24 protein-coding genes are annotated in these 19756 nt (G+C 63.3%); 17 read left to right on the plus strand and 7 right to left on the minus strand.

Features of this window, described 5'->3' with window-relative positions; all coding sequences use genetic code 11:
• The 8 genes from H0W47_RS14950 to H0W47_RS14985 form a co-directional block, all read left to right on the plus strand.
• Positions 1–609, plus strand: a 609-nt coding sequence (locus tag H0W47_RS14950; RefSeq protein ID WP_296925777.1) for a class I SAM-dependent methyltransferase, incomplete at its 5' end; no start/stop codon positions are given.
• Between the two features lie 31 nt (positions 610–640).
• Complete coding sequence (locus tag H0W47_RS14955) at positions 641–829, plus strand: hypothetical protein (RefSeq protein ID WP_296925779.1); 189 nt, start codon at positions 641–643, stop codon at positions 827–829.
• Positions 830–835: 6 nt separating this feature from the next.
• Entirely contained in the window at positions 836–1363 is a 528-nt protein-coding gene (locus H0W47_RS14960) for a DUF421 domain-containing protein (RefSeq protein WP_367265418.1), read from the plus strand.
• A gap of 229 nt (positions 1364–1592) precedes the next feature.
• On the plus strand, positions 1593–1991 hold the full coding sequence (locus H0W47_RS14965; RefSeq protein ID WP_296925783.1) for a response regulator: 399 nt from the start codon (positions 1593–1595) through the stop codon (positions 1989–1991).
• Positions 1992–2101: 110 nt separating this feature from the next.
• Positions 2102–2905 (plus strand): ABC transporter permease, encoded by an 804-nt coding sequence (locus tag H0W47_RS14970; protein WP_296925785.1) that lies wholly within the window; start codon positions 2102–2104, stop codon positions 2903–2905.
• Positions 2906–2938: 33 nt separating this feature from the next.
• On the plus strand, positions 2939–3943 hold the full coding sequence (locus tag H0W47_RS14975; RefSeq protein ID WP_296925787.1) for an MlaD family protein: 1005 nt from the start codon (positions 2939–2941) through the stop codon (positions 3941–3943).
• Positions 3940–4614 carry a hypothetical protein gene (locus H0W47_RS14980; protein ID WP_296925789.1) on the plus strand — a complete coding sequence of 225 codons (675 nt, stop codon included), beginning with the start codon at positions 3940–3942 and terminating at the stop codon, positions 4612–4614. Before H0W47_RS14975 ends, H0W47_RS14980 begins: the two co-directional genes overlap by 4 nt.
• A complete protein-coding gene (locus H0W47_RS14985; protein ID WP_296925791.1) occupies positions 4611–5870 on the plus strand; it encodes a YbfB/YjiJ family MFS transporter in 1260 nt (419 codons plus the stop codon). The genes H0W47_RS14980 and H0W47_RS14985 overlap by 4 nt, the downstream gene beginning before the upstream one ends.
• Positions 5871–5928: 58 nt before the next feature.
• Here H0W47_RS14985 and H0W47_RS14990 read toward each other — a convergent pair whose 3' ends face one another.
• Positions 5929–6519 (minus strand): restriction endonuclease, encoded by a 591-nt coding sequence (locus tag H0W47_RS14990; protein ID WP_296925793.1) that lies wholly within the window; start codon positions 6517–6519, stop codon positions 5929–5931.
• A gap of 153 nt (positions 6520–6672) precedes the next feature.
• On the opposite strand from H0W47_RS14990, the gene H0W47_RS14995 reads away from it, so the two are divergent.
• Entirely contained in the window at positions 6673–6882 is a 210-nt protein-coding gene (locus H0W47_RS14995) for a hypothetical protein (protein WP_296925796.1), read from the plus strand.
• A complete protein-coding gene (gene serA, locus H0W47_RS15000; protein ID WP_296925797.1) occupies positions 6879–8108 on the plus strand; it encodes a phosphoglycerate dehydrogenase in 1230 nt (409 codons plus the stop codon). The genes H0W47_RS14995 and serA overlap by 4 nt, the downstream gene beginning before the upstream one ends.
• 71 nt (positions 8109–8179) lie before the next feature.
• Here serA and H0W47_RS15005 read toward each other — a convergent pair whose 3' ends face one another.
• Both H0W47_RS15005 and H0W47_RS15010 read right to left on the minus strand, forming a co-directional pair.
• The gene (locus tag H0W47_RS15005) at positions 8180–8776 is read right to left on the minus strand and encodes a thioredoxin fold domain-containing protein (RefSeq protein ID WP_296925799.1); all 597 of its coding nucleotides are present in this window, start codon (positions 8774–8776) and stop codon (positions 8180–8182) included.
• A 189-nt stretch (positions 8777–8965) separates the two neighbouring features.
• Positions 8966–9937 carry a tripartite tricarboxylate transporter substrate binding protein gene (locus H0W47_RS15010; protein ID WP_296925800.1) on the minus strand — a complete coding sequence of 324 codons (972 nt, stop codon included), beginning with the start codon at positions 9935–9937 and terminating at the stop codon, positions 8966–8968.
• Positions 9938–10183: 246 nt separating this feature from the next.
• Between H0W47_RS15010 and H0W47_RS15015 the strand changes: the two genes are divergently transcribed.
• From H0W47_RS15015 to H0W47_RS15025, 3 genes are all read left to right on the plus strand, one after another.
• Positions 10184–10642, plus strand: a complete 459-nt coding sequence (locus tag H0W47_RS15015) for a hypothetical protein (RefSeq protein WP_296925820.1) — start codon at positions 10184–10186, stop codon at positions 10640–10642.
• 5 nt (positions 10643–10647) lie between these two features.
• A complete protein-coding gene (locus H0W47_RS15020) occupies positions 10648–11907 on the plus strand; it encodes an Hsp70 family protein (protein WP_296925823.1) in 1260 nt (419 codons plus the stop codon).
• 206 nt (positions 11908–12113) lie between these two features.
• Positions 12114–12572 carry an Lrp/AsnC family transcriptional regulator gene (locus tag H0W47_RS15025; protein WP_296925802.1) on the plus strand — a complete coding sequence of 153 codons (459 nt, stop codon included), beginning with the start codon at positions 12114–12116 and terminating at the stop codon, positions 12570–12572.
• Positions 12573–12590: 18 nt separating this feature from the next.
• Here H0W47_RS15025 and H0W47_RS15030 read toward each other — a convergent pair whose 3' ends face one another.
• Together H0W47_RS15030 and H0W47_RS15035 are read right to left on the minus strand one after the other, a co-directional pair.
• Entirely contained in the window at positions 12591–13475 is an 885-nt protein-coding gene (locus tag H0W47_RS15030) for a DMT family transporter (RefSeq protein WP_296925804.1), read from the minus strand.
• Between the two features lie 129 nt (positions 13476–13604).
• Complete coding sequence (locus H0W47_RS15035) at positions 13605–14309, minus strand: hypothetical protein (protein WP_296925805.1); 705 nt, start codon at positions 14307–14309, stop codon at positions 13605–13607.
• A gap of 305 nt (positions 14310–14614) precedes the next feature.
• Between H0W47_RS15035 and H0W47_RS15040 the strand changes: the two genes are divergently transcribed.
• Positions 14615–15136, plus strand: coding sequence for a DUF2721 domain-containing protein (locus H0W47_RS15040; RefSeq protein WP_296925807.1), 522 nt, complete (start codon positions 14615–14617; stop codon positions 15134–15136).
• Positions 15137–15171: 35 nt separating this feature from the next.
• Here the strand turns inward: H0W47_RS15040 and H0W47_RS15045 are convergent, their stop codons facing one another.
• The gene (locus H0W47_RS15045; RefSeq protein ID WP_296925809.1) at positions 15172–16854 is read right to left on the minus strand and encodes a 4-hydroxyphenylacetate 3-hydroxylase family protein; all 1683 of its coding nucleotides are present in this window, start codon (positions 16852–16854) and stop codon (positions 15172–15174) included.
• A 106-nt stretch (positions 16855–16960) separates the two neighbouring features.
• On the opposite strand from H0W47_RS15045, the gene H0W47_RS15050 reads away from it, so the two are divergent.
• From H0W47_RS15050 to H0W47_RS15060, 3 genes are read left to right on the plus strand one after another with little or no spacing between them, the layout of a single operon-like run.
• On the plus strand, positions 16961–17596 hold the full coding sequence (locus tag H0W47_RS15050; protein WP_296925812.1) for a TetR/AcrR family transcriptional regulator: 636 nt from the start codon (positions 16961–16963) through the stop codon (positions 17594–17596).
• A gap of 27 nt (positions 17597–17623) precedes the next feature.
• The gene (locus tag H0W47_RS15055; protein WP_296925814.1) at positions 17624–17860 is read left to right on the plus strand and encodes a hypothetical protein; all 237 of its coding nucleotides are present in this window, start codon (positions 17624–17626) and stop codon (positions 17858–17860) included.
• A gap of 45 nt (positions 17861–17905) precedes the next feature.
• A complete protein-coding gene (locus H0W47_RS15060) occupies positions 17906–18535 on the plus strand; it encodes an isochorismatase family protein (protein ID WP_296925816.1) in 630 nt (209 codons plus the stop codon).
• Positions 18536–18595: 60 nt separating this feature from the next.
• Here H0W47_RS15060 and H0W47_RS15065 read toward each other — a convergent pair whose 3' ends face one another.
• A complete protein-coding gene (locus H0W47_RS15065) occupies positions 18596–19618 on the minus strand; it encodes an integron integrase (protein WP_296925818.1) in 1023 nt (340 codons plus the stop codon).
• Between the last annotated feature and the right edge of the window lie 138 nt (positions 19619–19756).

The raw sequence follows: 19756 nt of genomic DNA on the forward strand, positions 1-19756 counted from the left end.
TTTTTCGGCCCCGACACCTACCGTTTTCTGAACCTGATCCGCGACCAGATGCCGGCAGCTTTCCCGGACACCACCCTGCGGATCGCGGATGTAGGCTGCGGCAGCGGTGCCGGCGGCATCATCGCGGCCCGGCTACGGGTGGGCGCGCATATCGTCCTCAACGACATCAACCCGTTGGCCCTGCGGTATGCCCGCATCAATGCAGAGGCAGCCGGCATGGAGGTGGAAACCGTGCTCGGCGATACGCTCGGATCGACTGCCGGTGATTTTCACGTCATCTTGTCCAATCCGCCCTACCTCGAGGATGAAACCGCACGCACTTACCGTCATGGCGGAGGCGACCTGGGCCGGGCGCTGAGTGTAAAGATTGGCGCCCAGGCGCTGCAGCGTCTGCTGCCCGGAGGCTGCCTGATCCTGTACACGGGTGTCGCCATCGTCGACGGCGCCGACCATTTCATCCGCGAGATGGAGCCCTTCCTAGGCCAGTCCGCTTGCACCTATACCTATGGCGAGATTGATCCCGACGTGTTCGGGGAAGAACTCGAACGCCCGGTCTATCGCCACGCCGACCGCGTTGCGGCGGTGGGCCTGGTTGCAGTGAAAGCCTGAAAAAACCCTTAACCACAACCCAAGGAGCCTTATGCACGAGTCATCGGATTCCCACAAGGAAATCAAACACATCCACAAGACGGTTAACACCGGTCCACAGGGGAACCCTGCACCTGCCTCAGGCATCAAGGCGTGGCCCTTCGCACCCGGTTCACAACTGGGCCAGCAAGTCGCCAGGCCCTGGGCGCCCAAACCGACCTACCGCTTCAATCAGCGTTAAGGGCCGGTGTTGGCCCTGGATTTCCACGCCCTGTTCGGGCTCTCGCTCAATCCGCTCGAGCTGGTGCTGCGCGGCAGCATCATGTACTGGTTGCTGTTTCTTCTGTTCAGGTTTGTGTTGCGGCGAGATGTGGGCGCCCTCGGCATCGCCGACGTTCTTCTTCTGGTGCTGATTGCCGATGCGTCACAGAATGCCATGGCTGGCGGCTATGAATCCATTACCGATGGCTGCGTGCTGGTGCTGACAATTGCCGGTTGGAACTACGTGATGGACTGGGGCAGTTTCCACCTGCCGTGGGTGCGCAAACTGGTGGAGTCGCCGCCCGTACTGCTCATCAAGAACGGACGCCTGCACCGCAGAAACATGCGCCACGAGCTGATCACTACCGAGGAATTGTGGGGCAAGTTGCGCCTGCAGGGCGTGAAGGACCTGTCCGAGGTTCAGTCCGCTTTTATAGAGAGTGATGGAGAAATCAGCGTGCTCAAGGCGCAAGCGTCGCATGATGGCGCGCCACATGCGCGCAAGTTCCTCTAGTGGCCCTGTATCGCGCGGGCAGCGACTTCCGGTTTCAGCATTACAGCTCACTCATGGCCGGCCCCGCTTCCAGCAAATGGCGGTCTGAGTCCAGCGCCATGACATAGCATGAACACAGGATCCCCTGGGGCCGCTGTGCGGTGCCGAGCCAGCGGCCCGGCACGCCTAAACTCGGGGCCACAAAAAGGGTTTTATGCCGTCAACAGTAAAAAATGGCAGGAGTTCAGAGTTGCAGCGTTCGCTAAAGGTTTTCATCATTGAAGACGATGTGGCGCTGCGCAACATCATCGTGGACGCCTTGCGCGACATTCCCTCGGTGGACGTCCTGTTTTATGCGGACAACGAAATCTCGGCGACCAACTGGTTGTCGTCCAATGACGGTGCCTGGGACCTGGCGGTGGTAGACCTGCACCTGCGGCAGGGCAGTGGCGTGGGTGCGCTGAACTGGTGCACCACGCGCCGCCCCAATCAGCGTGTGGTCGTGCTCAGTGGCGAGCTCAGTGAGGAAATGCGCCAAAAATGCCTGGCGCTGCGCGCCGACGCAGTGTTTGACAAGGGCACCGACATGGACGCGTTCCTCCGCTACTGCCAGGCGCTGACCGTCTCACCTGAACGCGACATCGCCTAAACTTCGCGCATGCACAGGGACATGACTGCTTTATTTCGTGACGAGTTGATCGGCGCGAGCGGACTGCGGCACGCTGAAGGTGCGCCGGGCGTACGCGCTACCGTGGCGTCATGACGCCCGCCGACCGCAGGCCTTCCGCACTTGCGCTGCTCAACCTCAGGGCGCGCGACTGGCTGCTGGGCTGGTGGCGGCTCATTTACCTGGGCGCGATGATTCTGGTGCTGACACTTTCGCCTTCCAGTTACGGGCGCCCCAACCGTCGTGTGTTGGCCGAACACATTTACCGCAACACCGCACCCAACCTGCTCGGCTTCACACTGATGTGTGCGCTGATCACCGTGGTCATCACCCGCATCGTCATCGTCACCGCCATCAGTTATGGCCTGTCGCAGTACGCGCTGCAGGTGGTGATCCGGGTGCTGGTGCTGGAGTTGATTCCGCTGACCGCGGCCATGTTTGTGGCACTGCGATCAGCGATTGCCAGCGGTGTGGAACTCGCGCAACTGCGCGGCAGCGGCGCGCTGGAGGCGATGCAGCAGCGTGGCCTGGACCCGGTGCGCCACGAAGTGCTGCCACGCGTGACAGCGGGCATTTTTTCGACCATTACCCTGGCCGCCCTCAGCTGCGTGGTGGCGCTGGTGATGGCCTACCTGGCGGTGTACGGCTTTACGCTGGCCGGTGTGGCGGTATATACGCGTCTGTTCGGGCAGGTGTTCAACCCGGAAGTCACGCTGATCTTCCTGCTCAAGACTCTGTTTTTCAGCCTGGCGGTGTCGCTGATTCCCATGGCCTCGGCCCTTTACGACTCTCCGGAACTCCGCCTGCGCGCCAGCACCGAGCTGCGCATGCTGGTACGTATGTTTGCCGTCATCTTGCTGATCGAGGTGTTGTCCCTGGTTGGCAACTATTATTGAAGTCGCTGAACCCACCATGAAAAAATTCACACCATGAGCGATCCCAAGGACCCCTCCCCGGACACCGCCAGGCCGCCGCCCACGGTGGACGAGGTGGTGCAGTTGCCACCGGTAGCCAACCTCGAATTCAAGGCGGTGCTGCTGCTGGTCTTCATGGCCGCCCTGGTGATTGGCTCGGCGCTGTACGTGCTGTATGCGCGCGGCCTGTTTGAAAGCACGCAGAAGCTGGTGCTGGTGTCGGATGACTCCGAGGGCGTGGTGGTCGGCATGGACCTGACGTTCTCGGGCTTTCCCATCGGCCGTGTGCGCCGCATCGAGCTGGCCGATGACGGCAAGGCGCGCATCATCGTCGACGTGCCGACCCGCGATGCCCACTGGCTGCGCACCTCCAGCGTGTTCACCCTGGTACGCGGTCTCGTGGGCAGCACCAACATCCGTGCCTACAGCGGCCTGCTCAAGGACCCGCCGCTGCCCGATGGCGCGGTGCGTGAGGTGTTGCGCGGCGACACCGGCGCCGAAATCCCCAAGCTGATGGCCGCTGCCAAGGAACTGCTTGAAAACCTCAATGGCCTGACCGCCGGTGAAGGCGCGGTGGCGGCGAGCATGGGCAATCTGCAGAAGCTGACCGAGCGGCTCAACGGGCCGGGAGGTGTGCTCGGTGTATTGCTGGGCAATGAGGCAGAGGCTAAAAAGCTCATCGCGACGCTGGACCGCACCAATGCCTTGCTGACCAAACTCGACAGCCTCGCCGCCAAGACCGACACCCAGGTCTTCGGTGCCAAGGGCGTGATGCCCGAGACGCGGGCCACCGTGGTACAGCTCAACACGCTGCTCGGCGAAGCCAGGAGCAGCCTGAAACAAGTCGACGCGGTGCTGGTCGAGGCCCAGGCCGTGGGCGCCAATGCGCGCGCTGCCACCGATGACCTCGGCACGCTGCGTGGTGAGGTCGAGTCCAGTCTGCGCAAGGTGGACAGCCTGATCAACGAGGTCAACCGAAAATGGCCGTTTGCCCGCGACACGGAGATCAAGCTGCCATGAACCTTCATGCCAACACCCTGATGGCTGCCACATTGCTGGCGCTCGCCGCCTGCAGCAGCGGCCCCAAAACGCCCGACTGGCAGCTTGAAGCCAAAACCGCGAGCGAGCGCGCCATTTCTGCTTACATGGAAGGCAACACACGTGTCGAAGCCGTGGAGTTTGGCCGTGCGCTCAGCGAAGTCTCCAGCACCGGCCGTGTGGACCTGACGGCGCGTGTGGAACTGCTGCGCTGCGCCACCCGTACCGCCAGCCTGGTGATTGAGCCCTGCGCCGGCTTTGAGCGAATGCGCGCTGATGCGCCAGCCGCCGAGCGTGCCTATGCGGACTACCTTGCCGGGCGCCTGCAGCCGCAGGACCTGGCCTTGCTGCCAGCCACCCAGCGCGCCGCAGCCAGTGGTGATGCGGCGGCCGTGAAAGCCATCGCCGACCCGCTGTCGCAACTGGTGGCGGCGGCCGTGCTGTTCCAGCGCGGGCAGGCCAGCCCGGCGGTGCTGCAGCTGGCGGTGGACACCGCCTCAACCCAGGGCTGGCGCCGGCCGTTGCTGGCCTGGCTGGGTGTGCAGGCGCAGTTGGCCGAGAAGTCCGGGGACGCGGAGCAGGCGGCGCGCCTGCGCCGCCGCATGGCGCTGGTGGAGCCGGCCAAAACCGGCGCCGCAGGATCACGGCCTTGAGCGAATTGAGCCAGGAGCCCGGCCGTTGGGCCATCGCCATCGCTGGTCTGTTGTCGCTGGCAACAGCCATGGGCATAGGGCGTTTTGCCTTCACGCCGCTGTTGCCCATGATGCTCAGCGACGGCGTGATCGACCTGCCGGCGGCCAGCTGGCTGGCCAGCGCGAACTATTTCGGTTACCTGGTCGGCGCCTTGTTGTGCACCTTCCAGCCCTGGATCTGGAGGCGCTTGCCTTTTCTGCCACAGGTCGCCGCACCCGTCTGGGTGCGCACCGGCCTCGTCGGCACCACGCTGCTGACCCTGGGCATGGCCCTGCACGTGCCGGTGCTGTGGCCGCTGCTGCGTTTTGCCGCCGGTGTGGCCAGTGCGCTGGTGTTCGTCTATACCTCGGGCTGGTGCCTGGCCCAGCTGGCGCGGCGCAACGCGCCCATGATGGGGGGTGTGATTTACGCCGGCCCCGGCGCTGGCATTGCGTTGAGCGGTCTGTTCGCCAGCGGCATGGTGGCGCTGCAGTGGCGGGCGGCGGCGGGCTGGCTGATTTTTGGCGGATTGGCCGCGCTGCTGACAGGGTGGGTCTGGCGCACTTTCCGCGAGCGGGACGGGCAGGGCGCGGTCAGTGCAGGCGCGCCGCCCGCGCCGCTGCGCACGGACGCGCCGGCCGGTCGCAAGCAGATGGTGTGGCTGGCCGCCGCTTACGGTCTGGCCGGTTTTGGCTACATCATCACCGCAACATTCTTGCCAGTGATCGCGCGCGAAGCCATGCCGGGCTCGGTCTGGATTGATTTTTTCTGGCCCATCTTCGGATTTGGCGTGATCACCGGCGCACTGCTGGCCACACGCATTCCGGCCACCGGTGACTACCGCCACTTGCTGGCCGGCTGTTATTTTGTGCAGGCACTGGGCATTGCGGCGAGCATCTTCAGCCCGACGCTGGCCGGTTTTGCCATCGGCAGCCTGCTGCTGGGCGTTCCCTTCACCGCCATCACCTTTTTTGCGATGCAGGAGGTGCGGCGTCTGCGGCCGGCTGCGGCAGCCAGTTATATGGGTCTGCTGACAGCGATGTATGGCATCGGGCAGATCGCCGGCCCGCCCATGGTGGCGCTGCTGCTGCGACACAGCCGCAGCGTCGGTGAGGGCTTCACCTTGTCGCTGGAGATTGCCGCCGCCAGCCTGGTGGCCGGCGCGCTGATGTACCTGTGGATGGCCAGCGCTTACCCGGTGGCGGGGCGGGTCCGGGCGGCTACCCCCCGGTTATAGGCTAAATCTGGCTCCAGCCCACGTCTATTGGGCGTGTCCAGCTATCAAAACAGGAGCGTCAGGCGGCCGGCTTGCCAGTCAACACCGGCCTGAGCAATTGCGCCAGCTCGGTGCCCTGGATCACGCGGATCTGGTGCTCGGCGGCGAAGCTGCGGGCCTTGTCGGTGACCTCACCGATGGTTACGCAAATGCAGCTGCTGGCGTCGCGGGTGTTGCGCGCTACCTCCAGGCTCTGCAGCACCTCCAGCCCCAGGCGTGCGGCCTTCCAGCGCTTGCCGCTCAGCAGCAAGGTGCGCCCGCCCTTGATCAGCTCGAAGTCGGCGCTCGCCAGATCCAGCCGGCGCACCTCAAAACCATCACGCACCATGGCCTGCGCCAGCGCTGCAGAAAACTCCCGCCAGGGCATGGCGTTGATCTGCGCCAGCGTGGCTTCCACATGGGCCGTGCTGGGCGCGCGCAGCTGGCGCCACAGCCTGATCATGGCAATCGCCAGAAACGGCAACCCACCCATGGCGCCGAAAAAGAAGTACTCCGGCGGCAACAGGGCTTTGGACACCAGTGCAAACGCTAGCGCCAACGACAGGCTGATCCACCATGATGAGCGCAGCAGCACGGCGAACAGCGACTTTTCAGCCATTTTGAATTTCAAGGGATTCCTTATTCCGGGACAAAAGCAGCGCTGTTTGTATCACGCCCCGTTGCGGGCCGGCCAGCAGCCGGTGCGGCAAGCTGGCATGCTTCAAAAATGATAGCTACTTGCGCCTGTATCCATTGGGCTGGAGGGCTTTTTTATTCAAAAATCATGCCGGTCTGTGCGCGCATCGCCCCGCTGATGTATCTGATGCCGCCGGTGGCCGGGCTGGTGGCATGGCTGTTTGCCGGTGAGCAGTACACCGGGATCAAGCTAGGAGCCTGCGCGGCTCTGACCTTGCCGCGGGCAGGGCAAAATGATTCATTCATACTGCATGCCCAACCACTTGCCGGCCTGTCCCGGCCTGACCGCTTTCCATGACCAAACCTTCGCTCGACAAAAACAAACTCAAATTTCTGCTTCTGGAAGGCATTCATCCCTCAGCCATCGCCGTGCTGCGCGATGCCGGCTACAGCCAGATCGAGAACCTGCCCGGCGCACTTGAAGGTGACGAGCTCAAGGCCAAAATCGCCGACGCGCATTTTGTCGGCATCCGCTCCCGCACGCAGCTCAGCGCCGATGTGTTGGCCCATGCGAGCAAGCTCGCTGCCGTCGGCTGCTTTTGCATTGGCACCAACCAAGTGGATTTGAACGCGGCACGCGAGCGCGGCATCGCGGTGTTCAACGCGCCGTTTTCCAACACGCGCTCGGTGGCTGAGCTGGTGCTGGCCGAGGCGATTTTGCTACTGCGCGGTGTGCCCGAAAAAAGCGCGGCGGCGCACCGCGGTGGCTGGCTCAAGTCGGCCGACAACGCCTTCGAGATTCGCGGCAAGACGCTGGGCATCGTTGGTTACGGCTCCATCGGCACCCAGCTCTCGGTGCTGGCCGAAGGTCTGGGCATGCAGGTGGTGTTTTTCGACGTGACGACCAAGCTACCCCTGGGCAATGCACGCCAGGTCGGCAAGCTGCACGACCTCTTGGGCCAGTCCGACGTCGTGAGCCTGCATGTGCCTGAGACCCAGGCCACGCAGTGGATGATAGGCGCCGCAGAAATCGCCGCCATCAAGCCCGGCGCAGTCTTCATCAATGCCTCGCGCGGCACGGTGGTGGAGATTGAACCGCTGGCCGAGGCGCTGCGCAGCAAGAAGTTGCTGGGCGCGGCGATTGACGTGTTTCCAGTCGAACCGAAAAGCAACAAGGACGTGTTCGAGTCGCCGCTGCGCGGTCTCGACAACGTGATCCTGACGCCGCATGTGGGCGGCTCCACCATGGAGGCGCAGGCCAACATTGGCATCGAGGTGGCGGAAAAACTGGTCAAGTACAGCGACAACGGCACCTCGACCTCGTCGGTCAACTTCCCCGAGGTGGCGCTGCCGGCGCACCCCGGCAAACACCGGCTGCTGCACATTCACCGCAACGTGCCGGGTGTGCTGGCCGAGATCAACCAGGTGTTTGCCGGCAACGGCATCAACATTGCTTCGCAGTTTTTACAGACCAACGAGGCCATCGGTTATGTGGTGATCGACATCGACGCCGCGCGCTCGGACATGGCGCTGGCGAAGCTGGCACAGGTGTCCGGCACCATCCGCAGCCGCGTGTTGTTCTGAGCGTCTACGCTATCAAATCAGGAGCTGATCACGCCCGAGAATAAAGGGCTGGAGTCCGATTTGATGAGCCATCATGGCGTAGGAACTTTCAGGCCCAACAGCCCGGCGAGCGCCGCGGTCGACATGGCGCCTTCCCGGGTGACGAGGGCGCCGGTCTCTGCATGGTTGCCGATGATGGTCGGGATCGAGGCGAAGCCGAAACGTGTCAGCAACGCGGTGTTTTTGGCGACGTCGGCCTTTTGCGCATCAATGTCGCTTGCGGCAGCGATGCCGCCGCCCTTGGCTGTCATCGAGGCCTCATGTTCATCCATCGCCGCGACCGGGTCCTTGGCAGCCAGCAGGGTCGCGCCCTGGGCCGTGCTGGATGCATTGAGCAGACCAACCGGAATCCAGACAAAACGTGCCTGCGACTTGAGCGGTTTGGCGGCTTCCCACAACGCCGTGCAGTGCGGACACTGGGCGTCGAAAAACACGTAAACGGTGCGCGCATTCATGGCCGAGCCGACGCTGAAACCCTTGGCCTCCGCCGCGACGGCGGCGACCGACACCGGCGTGGACGCAGCCGCGGCGGCCGGTTTGCTGGCATCGGAGGCGTCCTTGCAGCCGGCCAGCAGCAGGCTGGCGGCGATGAGGGTTGCGGGGAAAATGCTTCGGAAAAATCGGGTCATGGGCACACCTGCGGTTGGAGCCCGCAAGCATAGCGCAGCAGGAATGGCTGTCTCTCCGTGCCATGGATTTGCCCCCGGTTTCTGTGGGCCACCCTGTGGATAAGCCCGTGGAAAAGCCACGAGAGGCTTGCCTGTCGTGGCTTGCAGCAGATTGCCTGCTGATTGAGCGGAGATGCTCTGGTTGCGGTACTAGCCCTTGTTGGCCATGCCCAGGCGCTCGATGGTCGCTTTCTCGGCGATAAAGGTTTCGCGCGCAAAACGGGTGTACTGCGCGGTGTTCATGTAGATCACCGACTGGTCGTACTTGTCAAAGGTGGCCAGCACTGCCGGGTCATTGAGCGTGCGGCGGAAGGCATCGTGCAGGGTTTCCACAACGGCGCGATCCATGCCTTTGGGGCCGCAGACACCAAACGGCGAGTCGGAAACGGTTTTGTAGCCCAGTTCGTCGAGCGTGGGCACATTTGGCCAGCGCTTGGTGCGCTTGCTGCCATAGGTGGCCAGCAGCCGCAGCTTGCCCGACTCGACGTGGGGGCCCCAGCCGGTCGCGTCGCTGGCCCCCATCACGTGACCACCGAGGATGGCCTGCATGTTGTCGGCATTGCCCTTGAAGGGTACATGCGTGAGCTTGATGCCGGCGCGCTGGGCAAATTCTTCAACCGCCAGGTGCGGGCTGGTGCCGGTGCCGGTCGAGCCGTAGGTGAACTTCTCCGGGTTGGCCTTGGCGTAGGCCACCAGGTCCTTGATGCTTTTGATCGGTGAATCTGCCGGCACGACCAGACCGAAGGTGTAGCCGGTCAGGCAGGCGATCCAGGTGAAGTCTTTTAGCGGGTCGTACTGCACCTTTTGCATGTGCGGGATGCGGAAGACGCCATGCGGCAACTGCGTGAGCGTGTAGCCGTCGGGCTTGGCGTTCATCATTTCGTTGGCGCCCAGCATGCCGCCCGCGCCGGGCTTGTTATCGACAATGATGGTCTGACCCAGGGTTTTGCCGGCGCTTTCGGCCAGGGCACGGATGACGGCATCGGTGGAGCCGCCTGCCGGCCACGGGCAGATGAAACGGATAGGGCGCGAGGGGAAGGCCTGGGCGCGCGCCAGCGAGGGCAGGGCGATGCCGGCGGCGGCAGCGGCGGCAGTGGTGAGGAAGTCGCGGCGTTGGGTCATGGTATTTCCGGAATGATGTTGCAGAACTGGATACCACAGCGTAACCAGAGGCGGCCGAGCTGTCATCAAGGTTTACGCGGGGCGCAAATTCTGCACGGTGGAACTCGCGCCCGCCTCCTGCAGCGCGCATTAAAATCGGAAGGAGCAACCCGCGCCCTTGCGCCCCTGAATTGACTGCCTGTGACTGACACCGCTTCCCCTGCACCTTCTGCCGATCTTCCCGATGTTCCCGATGACGACCGCCCGGTGCAAGAGGCGCGGCTGTGGTGCGGCGACGGCTGGACCGCGCGCGTGATCAAAAACGAGGACGACGATGGCTGGGCCGTCGCCATGATCAAGGACGGCGAGCCTGAGCCCGCGCTGGTCGGGCCCTGGACCATGGGCCGCGACAAGAAAAATCCCAAACCACTCGACAGCACGGCCTTCAGCACCCTGGTCAAAACCGCGTCGGAGTTTGTGCGCCGCCATGAGCAGCAATTGCATGCCACCTTGCACCAGAGTGTCGAGGGCGATTGCCGTGGCGCGCGCATCACGGTGTCGCTGGACATAGAGCCCGATGAGGACAACCCGTCGGCGCTCTTGAGTGCGCACGGCGAGGCTGGCGAGCAACTCGCGCAGCTGCGTGTGCCGCCGTCCTTCAAGTTGAGCCGCGCCAGCGCGACAGCCTGGGCCGACAGCGGCTTCGCCAGGCCCAGACTTTCTTGAAGTCCTTGCCAGACGCCTGCGGCATCGACTTCGGCACCTCCAACTCGACTGCGGCCTGCGACCGCGCCGATGCGCCGGGGCAGGTGCAACTGCTGGCGCTGGAGGACGGCAAGCCGACCTTGCCTTCGGTGGTGTTCTTCCATGCCGAAGATGCCCACATCAGCTATGGTCGCGCCGCGCTGGCAGACTACCTGGCCGGTGACGAAGGGCGCTTGATGCGCTCGCTCAAAAGCCTGCTCGGCACCTCCCTGATCGACGAGCACACCGAAGTTGCCGGACGGGCTGTGCCGTTTCGCACCCTGCTGGCGCAGTTCATCGCCGAGCTCAAGCGCCGCGCCGAGCAGACTGCCGGCCGCAGCTTCACGCGTGCCGTGCTGGGCCGCCCGGTTTTCTTTGTCGATGGTGACGCGGCCGCTGACCGCCGGGCGCAGGAGACGCTGGCCGGCATTGCCCACGCGGTGGGCTTCAAGGAGGTCGCCTTCCAGTACGAGCCGATTGCCGCTGCCTTTGACTACGAATCGCAGGTGACCCGCGAAGAGCTGGTACTGGTGGTGGACATCGGCGGCGGCACCTCGGACTTTGCGCTGGTGCAACTGTCGCCCGAGCGCGCGGGCAGGGCCGACAGGCGCGATGACATCCTCGCCAGTGGTGGCGTGCACATTGGCGGCACCGACTTCGACAAATACCTGAGCCTAGCCAGCGTGATGCCGACGCTGGGACTGGGCAGCCTGCTCAACAGTGGATTACTCATGCCTTCGGCACCGTACTTCAACTTGGCGACCTGGCACACCATTAATTTTGCGTATACCCGAAAGGCTACCGCCCAGATCGCCGAATTGCGCCGCGAGGCCGCCGAGCCGGACAAGCTGGGCCGCTTGCAGGCCCTAGTGGTCCGGCGCGCCGGGCACTGGCTGGCGATGCAGGTAGAGCGCGCCAAGATTGCCTTGTCCGGTGCGGGTGAAACGCGCATGGATCTGGGGCGCATCACAGCGGGAGAAACGCTGCTGTTGCAGCGCGCGGCCTTCGATCAGGCCATCTGCACGCTGGTGGACGATATCGCGGCAAGCGTGGGCGGCTTGTTGCGCGATGCCGGGGTAATGGCGAGCGCGGTGGACACGGTGTTTTTCACCGGCGGCTCCAGCAGCGTGCCGCTGCTGCGTGCGCGGATTGCAGCCTTGCTGCCGCAGGCACGCCGCGTTGAGGGAGATCTGTTCGGCAGCATTGGCACCGGCCTGGCGCTGGATGCGCAGCGCAGGTTCGGCTGATCCGCCCGCCATGCCGAGATGCCCAAACGCACCGGCGGGCGGTAACCCGCTGGTGCGTTTGCCTTGCAACACGGGCCGGTAAGTCCGTTTGCCAGCAGCAAGTATCCGTCTGGGGTCACAGAAAGTGCTTCCGAATTTTCTGTTGATTTGTGTCCATTTCAGTAATAATTACTTTAGAAAGTCAAAAATAAAGGAAATATTGCTTTATGGATAAAACTGACCGAAAAATCCTGCAAGTCCTTCAGTCCAACGCACGCGCCAGCCTGCAGGAGATCGGCCAGGCCGTGGGCCTCAGCCACACACCCTGCTGGAGCCGCATCAAAAAGATGGAAGAGTCGGGCGTGATTGAGGGCTACACCGTGCGCATCAATGCCGCTGCGCTGGACCTGGCCGACACCGTGCTGGTGCAGGTCACGCTGGACAGCCACTCTGACAACACGCTGGAAAAATTCGGCGAGACGCTGGCGAAGATTCCCGAAGTGATCGAGGCCTATCTGGTGTCAGGCGACTATGACTACCTACTGCGCATCGCCGTCAGCGGCACGCGTGATTACGAGCGCCTCTTGCGCGAGCGGCTCTACAAGATCAAGGGCATCCGGCACAGCAAGTCCAGCTTTGTGCTGCGCACCCTTAAAAAAGCCGACTTGCCGCTGCTGCCGGCCTGACGCGCCAACGCGGATGGATCACTGCTCGCGCAATTCCCGCGTGCGCAGCCAGGCCATTCTTGCTTCGGTCAGCGCCACACCCAGCCCGGCCAGGCAGATCAGCGCGATGCCCAGCGCCGTGGTGTTGCCCGGCACCTGGTCAAACACCAGCCAGCCCAATATGGCGGCACTGATGATCTGCATGTAGCTGAAGGGCGCCAGCAGGCTGGCCGGGCTTTTGCGGTAGGCCGCTGCCTGCAGCCAGTGGCCGAAGAATCCGGTGAAGCCGGTCGAGACCAGCAGCGCCCACTCCCACAATGACAAATCGGGCATCACCCAGAACCAGGGCAGCGCCAGCGTCAGGGCCGCGGTGCCGAACAGGCCGCCGTAGTAGTTGGTGGTCAACGGGTCGTCATGCGCGACCCGGCGTGTGGAGATCTGGAACAGCGCAAAAGTGAAGGCCGTGAGCAGGCCCAGGCCGACGCCAACCGGGTCCAGCTGCGCACCTGGCCGCACCACCACCAGCATGCCGGCAAAACCGAGCAGCACGCCCAGCCAGCGGTGCAGGCGATGCGGCTCCTTGAGCAACCAGGGCGCCATCGCCATCACAAACAGCGGTGCCATGAAGTTGATGGCGGTGGCCTCGGCCAGCGGCAGCCGCGCCAGCACCGAAAAAAACAGCACGGTGGTGGCAATCATCAGGAAGCCGCGCACCAGCTGGCGTGGCAGCGACTGGGTTTTGAAGATGGCCGTGCCGCGCTGCGGCAGCACCACCGCCGTCATCAAGGCGGTGTGCACCGCATACCGCACCCACGACACCATCAGCACGGGCACACCGGCCAACACCAGCCACTTCCCGGAGGCGTCCAGCGTGGACAGCAGCCACAGGCCGGCGATGTGAAGAAGGATTCCGCTTTTGTTCATGGGTGCCTGCCCGGGCCGGGCCAAGCCGGGCGGACAGCCAAAATTTTACGCCAAAAGATGCTCTGGCCCCCGATTGGCAAGCCTGGCAAGCTATCAAATCAGTAGCGTGAAAATCCGGACGCCACCCACTCAGACGGTGACGTCGGCGTCCTCTGCGGGCTTGAAATACATGTCCGCCCGGTCCGCAGTGTGGGTGAGCTCGACCTGCTCGGCGCTGGCCAGCGCCTGCACATCGGTCCAGCGCAGCTTGCGGTAAGGGCGCGGGTCGTCGGCGGCGGCCGCACCGGGCGCGCTGCTCACGCTGATGGCGACGCGCGTCTGGCCCCCGGCCACCTCGCTGCTGATCACGATGCTGGCCGGTGTCAGCGCGGCGTCTGTCAGGGCGATCAGGGCGCCGGTGAACACGCTGCGCAGTGCAAACACCGAGGTGGCTATGTCCGATGGCGCAATGTTGTTGGCCACGGTAAACCCACGAAAAGCCAGATCGGTGGACAACATGCCTACACACTCTTCCACGCCGTCGTGGATGGTGATGACGCCGTTTTCCCTGGGCGCCACCCAGGTGATCAGGTTCATGCTGGCGCTGGTCGCCGAGCGGGCCAGCGTGCTGATCGACTTGCTGTTGTCGCGCAGCACCTTGAGGTCGGGCTGCTCAGCCTGCAGCCGCCTGTCCATGATGGCCGAGACCATGCCGATGGGTTGCATGGCGCCGGCAAGGTGGTGGCGCAAGGTCGGGGCAATCCGCCGCAGCAGGGCGTAGCGGGCGGATTCTTCCAGCAGTTCCTGGTGACCAGCGTCCACGGGGGATGCGGCGGTGGCTTGTTGTTCGGTCATAAATCCTCTGTCGGGCTTCAAAACGGGCCGCCACCGGCAGCCCCACACATCGGTTGCTGCGGACGCAGCTGGAAAAACGCCGGGTGATCCTATCATCCAGGCCCGCGATCTCCAGCCGTTGCCGGTGGGTGCGACAGGCGCGGCGGCAGGTCCGGGCGCAGAAATTAAAGCATGCAGTGTGCCGCCTGAAAATCGCCTTGCGTGTCAGACAGGGACGACAATTTTTTGTCGCCGAGCTGCCGGCCAGCAAGGCCGCAGACGGCGCGTGAGAAAATGTGGCCTTCCTTCCAACCTGCGGAGCCCGGATGAATTTTGCGTCTGACCTTGCCACGGTCACCCATGGCATACAGCTCGCTGTCGCACCGGTGTTTCTGCTGACGGCAGTGTCCGGCATGATCGCCGCCGTGGCCGGCCGGCTGGCGCGCATCATTGACCGGGCTCGTTTTCTGGAAAACCGCCTGGAAAACGGCGGTGTCGAGGAAGCCCGGGCCAAGCGCATGTATGCCGAACTTGGCGAGCTGCGGCACCGCGGCTGGCTGGTCAATGGTTGTCTGGCGCTGCTGACCTTTTGCGCGCTGCTGATCGGCCTGACCATCGTGCTGCTGTTCCTCGGTGAAACCAGCAATCTGCCGATTTTGAAGATGGCCACCGTCTGTTTTCTCGCCGGCGTGGCATGTTTTCTGCTCGCGTTGCTGTGTTTTCTGGCCGAAACCCTGCTGGCCACCCGACTGCTGAAGTTTGCCCAGTTGCCGGTGCAGCCAGCGCTGCCGCAAGCGCCGATGGATATGGAGCCAAATCAGCCTTCAGCCCTTACCAGACGGGCGTAAGCAGCTATCAAAACGGTAGCGTGTCAAAGGACGTTTTACCCTGAGGTGCGCCGCGACGGCAGCGTGTCCTGTACCGTCGGCAGGTCGATCATCACCGCCTGGCCAGGCGTGGTGCAACCGGTGTCGCAGCACTTGCCGGGCTGGCGGTTTTTAGTGATGGCGCGGGTCGGGTCGTGCGGCACACCTTCACCGCTCCCGTCGGCGTTGATGCCGCGCTCCAGGATGCGTTCGACCAGCTCCACCTTGGAGCCAACCGGGTAGTTGCGGTAAATCTCCTGCTTCATGGCTGCGGGCGAGCCACCGCCGTGCAGGCTGATGACGCTGTACCAGCCGCCCTGGTAACCGGCGGTCAGGTCTTCAATAAAACGTGCGGTTTCAATACGCTGCTCGTACGGCACGGCTGGGTTGGCGCGCAGAACCTCGCTTAGCTTGGCGCCGGTTTCTGGGTTGTGGTCTTCGTCCGGGCCGGGCAGGGTGACGATCAGCCCGCCGCTCACGTAATGCGCAATCCGGTGCATGTCGTAGATTTTGGTCGCCAGCAGCAGCTTGCCAATGTTACTGAACACCGGGTCCGGCATGAAGGTTTTGCTGTGTTCGTCAGCCTTGCCGTACACACTGGCCGCCACACCGCAGGCATAAAAACTTTCGGTAATGGTGATCAGCTCGACCATCTGCTCGCGCAAGTGGCTTTCTTTTGCAGGGTCAAAGCCGTTGGCCTCGCACATCAGCGCACCGGCACCAATCAGCAGGTCACCAAAACCGGCGCGTGCGCCAATGCAGGTGTGGCGGTGGTGGGTGGCGTAGCTGTAGGTCAGGTGGCCTGAGTGCTCCCAGCTGCCATCGTCTCCTGCGTAAAACACGTCGTCCCAGGGCACAAACACCTTGTCGAACATCACCACACCGGTGCTCTGGCCGTATTTGCGGCTGAACAGTGGGGCGCCGTGTTCGACTTTTTCACCAGGCCGGCCGGCGGGCCGGGCAATGATGGTGATGCCCGGGGCGTCGATGGGTACTGCGCAGCAGACGGCAAAGTCGGCGTCTTCACGGCCCATGTTGCGACAGGGCATGACCAGCAGCTCGTGCATGTAGGGCGCGCCGGTCACGATGGCCTTGGTCCCACTGATGACGATGCCAAGCTGGCCGTTTTGCCGGGCATTGCGCTCCACCACATGCACATAACTGTCCACATTGGCCTGCTCATGCGGGCGGCGGCTGCGGTCACCTTTGGCGTCGGTCATGGCAATGCCCAGCGTCAGGTCCTGGTCTTGCACGCGGTGCAGGTAGTTCAAAAAGCGGGCTGTATTTTCAGTCGTGGCGCTGGCGTCGTCGATGCGGGCGCTGACCTGGCCAATCGCATTGAGTGCGTCGTGCATCAAGTAGCGCTGGGCGCAGCCGGTTTCCTGGCAAACCAGGCGAACCGCCTCAAGCTTGTTGAGCAAGTCGCCGCTGCTGGTGTTGATGTGGTTCAAGCGGTTCACGCGCTTGCCGGACGTGTGCTGCAGCGCCGTCATGATGGGGGCATATTGCGCCTTCAGGGCGTAGTCGTAGGTCAGTGCAATCGCATTGATGCCGGGGCCAAAACCACGCTCATCGGCCACGCTTTCTACCCGGTGACCGTCCAGAAAAACCCGCGGCTTGTAGCGGCGCAGGGATTCACGGAAGTCGTCGCCAGACATCAGCGTCGAGGCGGTGCTGGCTTGGGGTTCGTTCGAGTTCATGTGGGTCTCCGTGGTTGGTTTTGCACATATATTAAACGGCGTTTAAATTAATGGTCAAGTGTTCAATTTAGTCTTGAACCTGCGGTTTTGCGCTTATATTCAAATCATGGAAGCCAAACTGCTGCGCCAACAGGTCATGAACGATTCGCGACGCGCGCTGGTGCTGGACGCCGCCCGCTCGGTATTTGAGCGGCTGGGCATTGAAGGAGCCAGCATCCGTGAAATCGCCAAACAGGCGGGCTACACGCCCGGAGCGATCTACTCTTATTTTGAAAACAAGGAGGCGATCTACGGGGCGTTATTGGCCGAGTCACTGGAGCGCCTGAATGCTGCAGTCGACGCTGCGGTGCATGCTGCTGGTGCTGCCGGGCTCAGTCCCGACGAGTTGCTTGAGGCAACCGCCCGTGCCTGGTTCGGGTTCTACGCGGCGAACCCGCGCGATCTGGACCTGGGTTTTTACCTGGTGCAGGGGATGCGCCCACGCGGCCTGACGACTGAGCTGAATTTCCAGCTCAATGACCGCCTGCACGATGCGCTGCGCCCCTGCGAGGAGGCGCTGCAGGCCATGGGCCTGAGCCCGGACGATGCGTTGCGCGAAAACACCGCGCTGTTTGCGCATGGCGTAGGCCTGCTGCTGTTGCAGCACACCGGCCGCATCCGCATGTTTGGGCAAGATGCGACGGCCTTATTCAAGAACTACGTTGACGCGCTGCTCTGGCGGCTGCGTCCAGCGCAACATTGATCGGCCCTGGGCGCGCTGGCCCCACTGATGGACGAGGCCTTGGCGGACGAGTTCCTGGCGCGCCCCTTGAGCGAGGCCATGGCGCGCGCTATTCAGGGCGCCGAACTGCTGAAACACGCCACGCCAGAGGTGGTAGACACGTTCATGGTGACGCGGCTAGGGCCGCACACGGCGGCCTGGGGCAGCGTGCTCGGCTCCATGGGAATATCGGCTTCACGGGCGCAAGCCGCGCGCATCGTGGAGCGGGCTCGCGTGCTTCGCTGAGCGACACTTGGCGCTAATATCCACCCTTGGTTTTGAAAGTAACAAATGCTGCTTGAAGTGGATGACTCCCAACTGGTGCTGGTGGACTACCAGGCTCGCCTGATGCCGGCGATTTTTGAAGGCGAGCAGGCCGTTGCCAACGCGCTGCGGCTGGCGCGCATGGCCAAACTGCTGCAGGTGCCCACCTGGGGCACGGTGCAAAACCCTGATGGCTTGGGCTCGCTGGTGCCCGAGCTGCAGGCGGCCATCGAGGCCGCCGCTGGCCGGACCCTGGTCAAAATGCATTTCAATGCGGTGGCCGACGGCCTGGGTGAGTGGTTGCGCCCGCCGGTGCGCAAGCCGCCGCAGGGCGGCAATGCCCGCAGCCTGCCCAAACACCTTCAGCGCGCCGCACCTGAACAGGAAGAGGGCAGGGCCGCCATCGTCATCGCTGGCTGCGAAGCCCATGTCTGCCTGCTGCAGACCGCGCTGGGCCTGCTGGAAGAAGACTTCGAGGTCTGGGTCGTCACCGACGCCTGCAGCTCGCGCAGCGAACGCAACCGCGACGCCGCCTTCGACCGCCTGGCTGGCGCCGGAGCCGAGCTGGTGACCACCGAGATGGTTGCGTTTGAGTGGCTGGGCACGGCGGAACATCCGGCTTTCAAGGATGTGCTGGGGCTCGTCAAGCAGGCGTGACCAAGGCGCCAGAATATCAAGAAAAAGTGGCTCCAGCCCTCTGGATACGGGCGCCAGCAGCTACTGAATTGATAGCGGCTGAGCCGCCAGCGCATCCAGCGGGCTCGCCGTGCCGCCCGCCGCGACCTTGAGCACGTGGGTGTAAATCATGGTGGTGCTCACGTCGGAGTGGCCCAATAGCTCCTGCACTGTGCGGATGTCGGTGCCCGACTGCAGAAGATGGGTGGCAAAGCTGTGGCGCAGGGTGTGCACCGAGACTGGTTTGTGGATGCCCGCCTGAACAACCGCCTTTTTCAGCGCACGTTGCAGGCGCTCTTCAAACAAGTGATGGCGTCGCTCTACGCCACTGCGTGGGTCGGTAGAAAAAGTCGGCGACGCAAACATCCAGAACCACCCCCATGTGTTGCCTACCCGGGGGTATTTGATTTCCAGAGCTTGGGGGGTATCCACACCACCGCGCTGCGCCTGCCTGTCAGCTTCCCACAGGCTGCGAGCGCTCAGCATCTGCTGGCGCAAGGCGCTTTCGAGTGAATGCGGCAACATCACCACGCGATCCTTGTTGCCCTTGGCCTCACGCACAACAATGGCGCGGCGATCAAAGTCCACATCCTTGACACGCAGGCGCAGGCCCTCCATCAAGCGCATGCCAGTGCCATACAGCAAACGCGCCAGCAGCGCGGTGACGCCTTCCATTTGCGCCAACAGGCTGGCCACTTCTTCCTTGGTCAACACCGTCGGAATGCGTTTGGTCTGCTGGGGTCGGCCGATATTGTTGAGCCATGGTAAATCGATGTTCAGCACCTCCCGGTACAAAAACAGGATGGCACTGAGAGCCTGGTTATGCGTGGACGCTGATACCTTGCGCTCATTGGCCATCATGGACAAAAACGCTTCCACGTCTTGCGCGCCCATTTCACGCGGATGGCGCATGCCGCCAGGCTGGGTAGCGCTCCAGCGCACGAAAAAGCGCACCCAATACAGGTAAGCCTTTTCCGTCTTCAAGCTATAGTGCATATACCGAACCCGCTCACGCACCTGATCGAGCAAGCGGGCAGATTGCAGTGGAGGCGCACCGGGTTTCATGGAAAATTTATACCTGTTTATTTGTAAGGGGTATCCGCTTAGCTCCACTAGGCTATTTCCAGTGATTCTTCGGCGGGCAGGACGATGTCGGCGTAAGTCACCGGATCGGTGACCACGGCCTGCTGCATCAGCCTGTAG

Source organism: Polaromonas sp., from assembly GCF_013817205.1.
In the GTDB taxonomy this organism is placed as follows: domain Bacteria; phylum Pseudomonadota; class Gammaproteobacteria; order Burkholderiales; family Burkholderiaceae_C; genus Polaromonas.

Bases quoted from the DNA above. Each gene is read 5' to 3' on its own strand.
- H0W47_RS15055 (WP_296925814.1), top strand. From the start codon at position 17,624: ATGGACGAGGCCTTGGCGGACGAGTTCCTGGCGCGCCCCTTGAGCGAG.
- H0W47_RS15030 (WP_296925804.1), bottom strand. From the start codon at position 13,475: ATGAACAAAAGCGGAATCCTTCTTCACATCGCCGGCCTGTGGCTGCTG.
- H0W47_RS15050 (WP_296925812.1), top strand. From the start codon at position 16,961: ATGGAAGCCAAACTGCTGCGCCAACAGGTCATGAACGATTCGCGACGC.
- H0W47_RS15035 (WP_296925805.1), bottom strand. From the start codon at position 14,309: ATGACCGAACAACAAGCCACCGCCGCATCCCCCGTGGACGCTGGTCAC.
- H0W47_RS15060 (WP_296925816.1), top strand. From the start codon at position 17,906: ATGCTGCTTGAAGTGGATGACTCCCAACTGGTGCTGGTGGACTACCAG.
- H0W47_RS15010 (WP_296925800.1), bottom strand. From the start codon at position 9,937: ATGACCCAACGCCGCGACTTCCTCACCACTGCCGCCGCTGCCGCCGCC.
- H0W47_RS14975 (WP_296925787.1), top strand. From the start codon at position 2,939: ATGAGCGATCCCAAGGACCCCTCCCCGGACACCGCCAGGCCGCCGCCC.
- H0W47_RS15025 (WP_296925802.1), top strand. From the start codon at position 12,114: ATGGATAAAACTGACCGAAAAATCCTGCAAGTCCTTCAGTCCAACGCA.
- H0W47_RS15040 (WP_296925807.1), top strand. From the start codon at position 14,615: ATGAATTTTGCGTCTGACCTTGCCACGGTCACCCATGGCATACAGCTC.
- H0W47_RS15045 (WP_296925809.1), bottom strand. From the start codon at position 16,854: ATGAACTCGAACGAACCCCAAGCCAGCACCGCCTCGACGCTGATGTCT.
- H0W47_RS14980 (WP_296925789.1), top strand. From the start codon at position 3,940: ATGAACCTTCATGCCAACACCCTGATGGCTGCCACATTGCTGGCGCTC.
- H0W47_RS14955 (WP_296925779.1), top strand. From the start codon at position 641: ATGCACGAGTCATCGGATTCCCACAAGGAAATCAAACACATCCACAAG.
- serA (WP_296925797.1), top strand. From the start codon at position 6,879: ATGACCAAACCTTCGCTCGACAAAAACAAACTCAAATTTCTGCTTCTG.
- H0W47_RS15005 (WP_296925799.1), bottom strand. From the start codon at position 8,776: ATGACCCGATTTTTCCGAAGCATTTTCCCCGCAACCCTCATCGCCGCC.
- H0W47_RS14995 (WP_296925796.1), top strand. From the start codon at position 6,673: ATGCCGGTCTGTGCGCGCATCGCCCCGCTGATGTATCTGATGCCGCCG.
- H0W47_RS15065 (WP_296925818.1), bottom strand. From the start codon at position 19,618: ATGAAACCCGGTGCGCCTCCACTGCAATCTGCCCGCTTGCTCGATCAG.
- H0W47_RS14970 (WP_296925785.1), top strand. From the start codon at position 2,102: ATGACGCCCGCCGACCGCAGGCCTTCCGCACTTGCGCTGCTCAACCTC.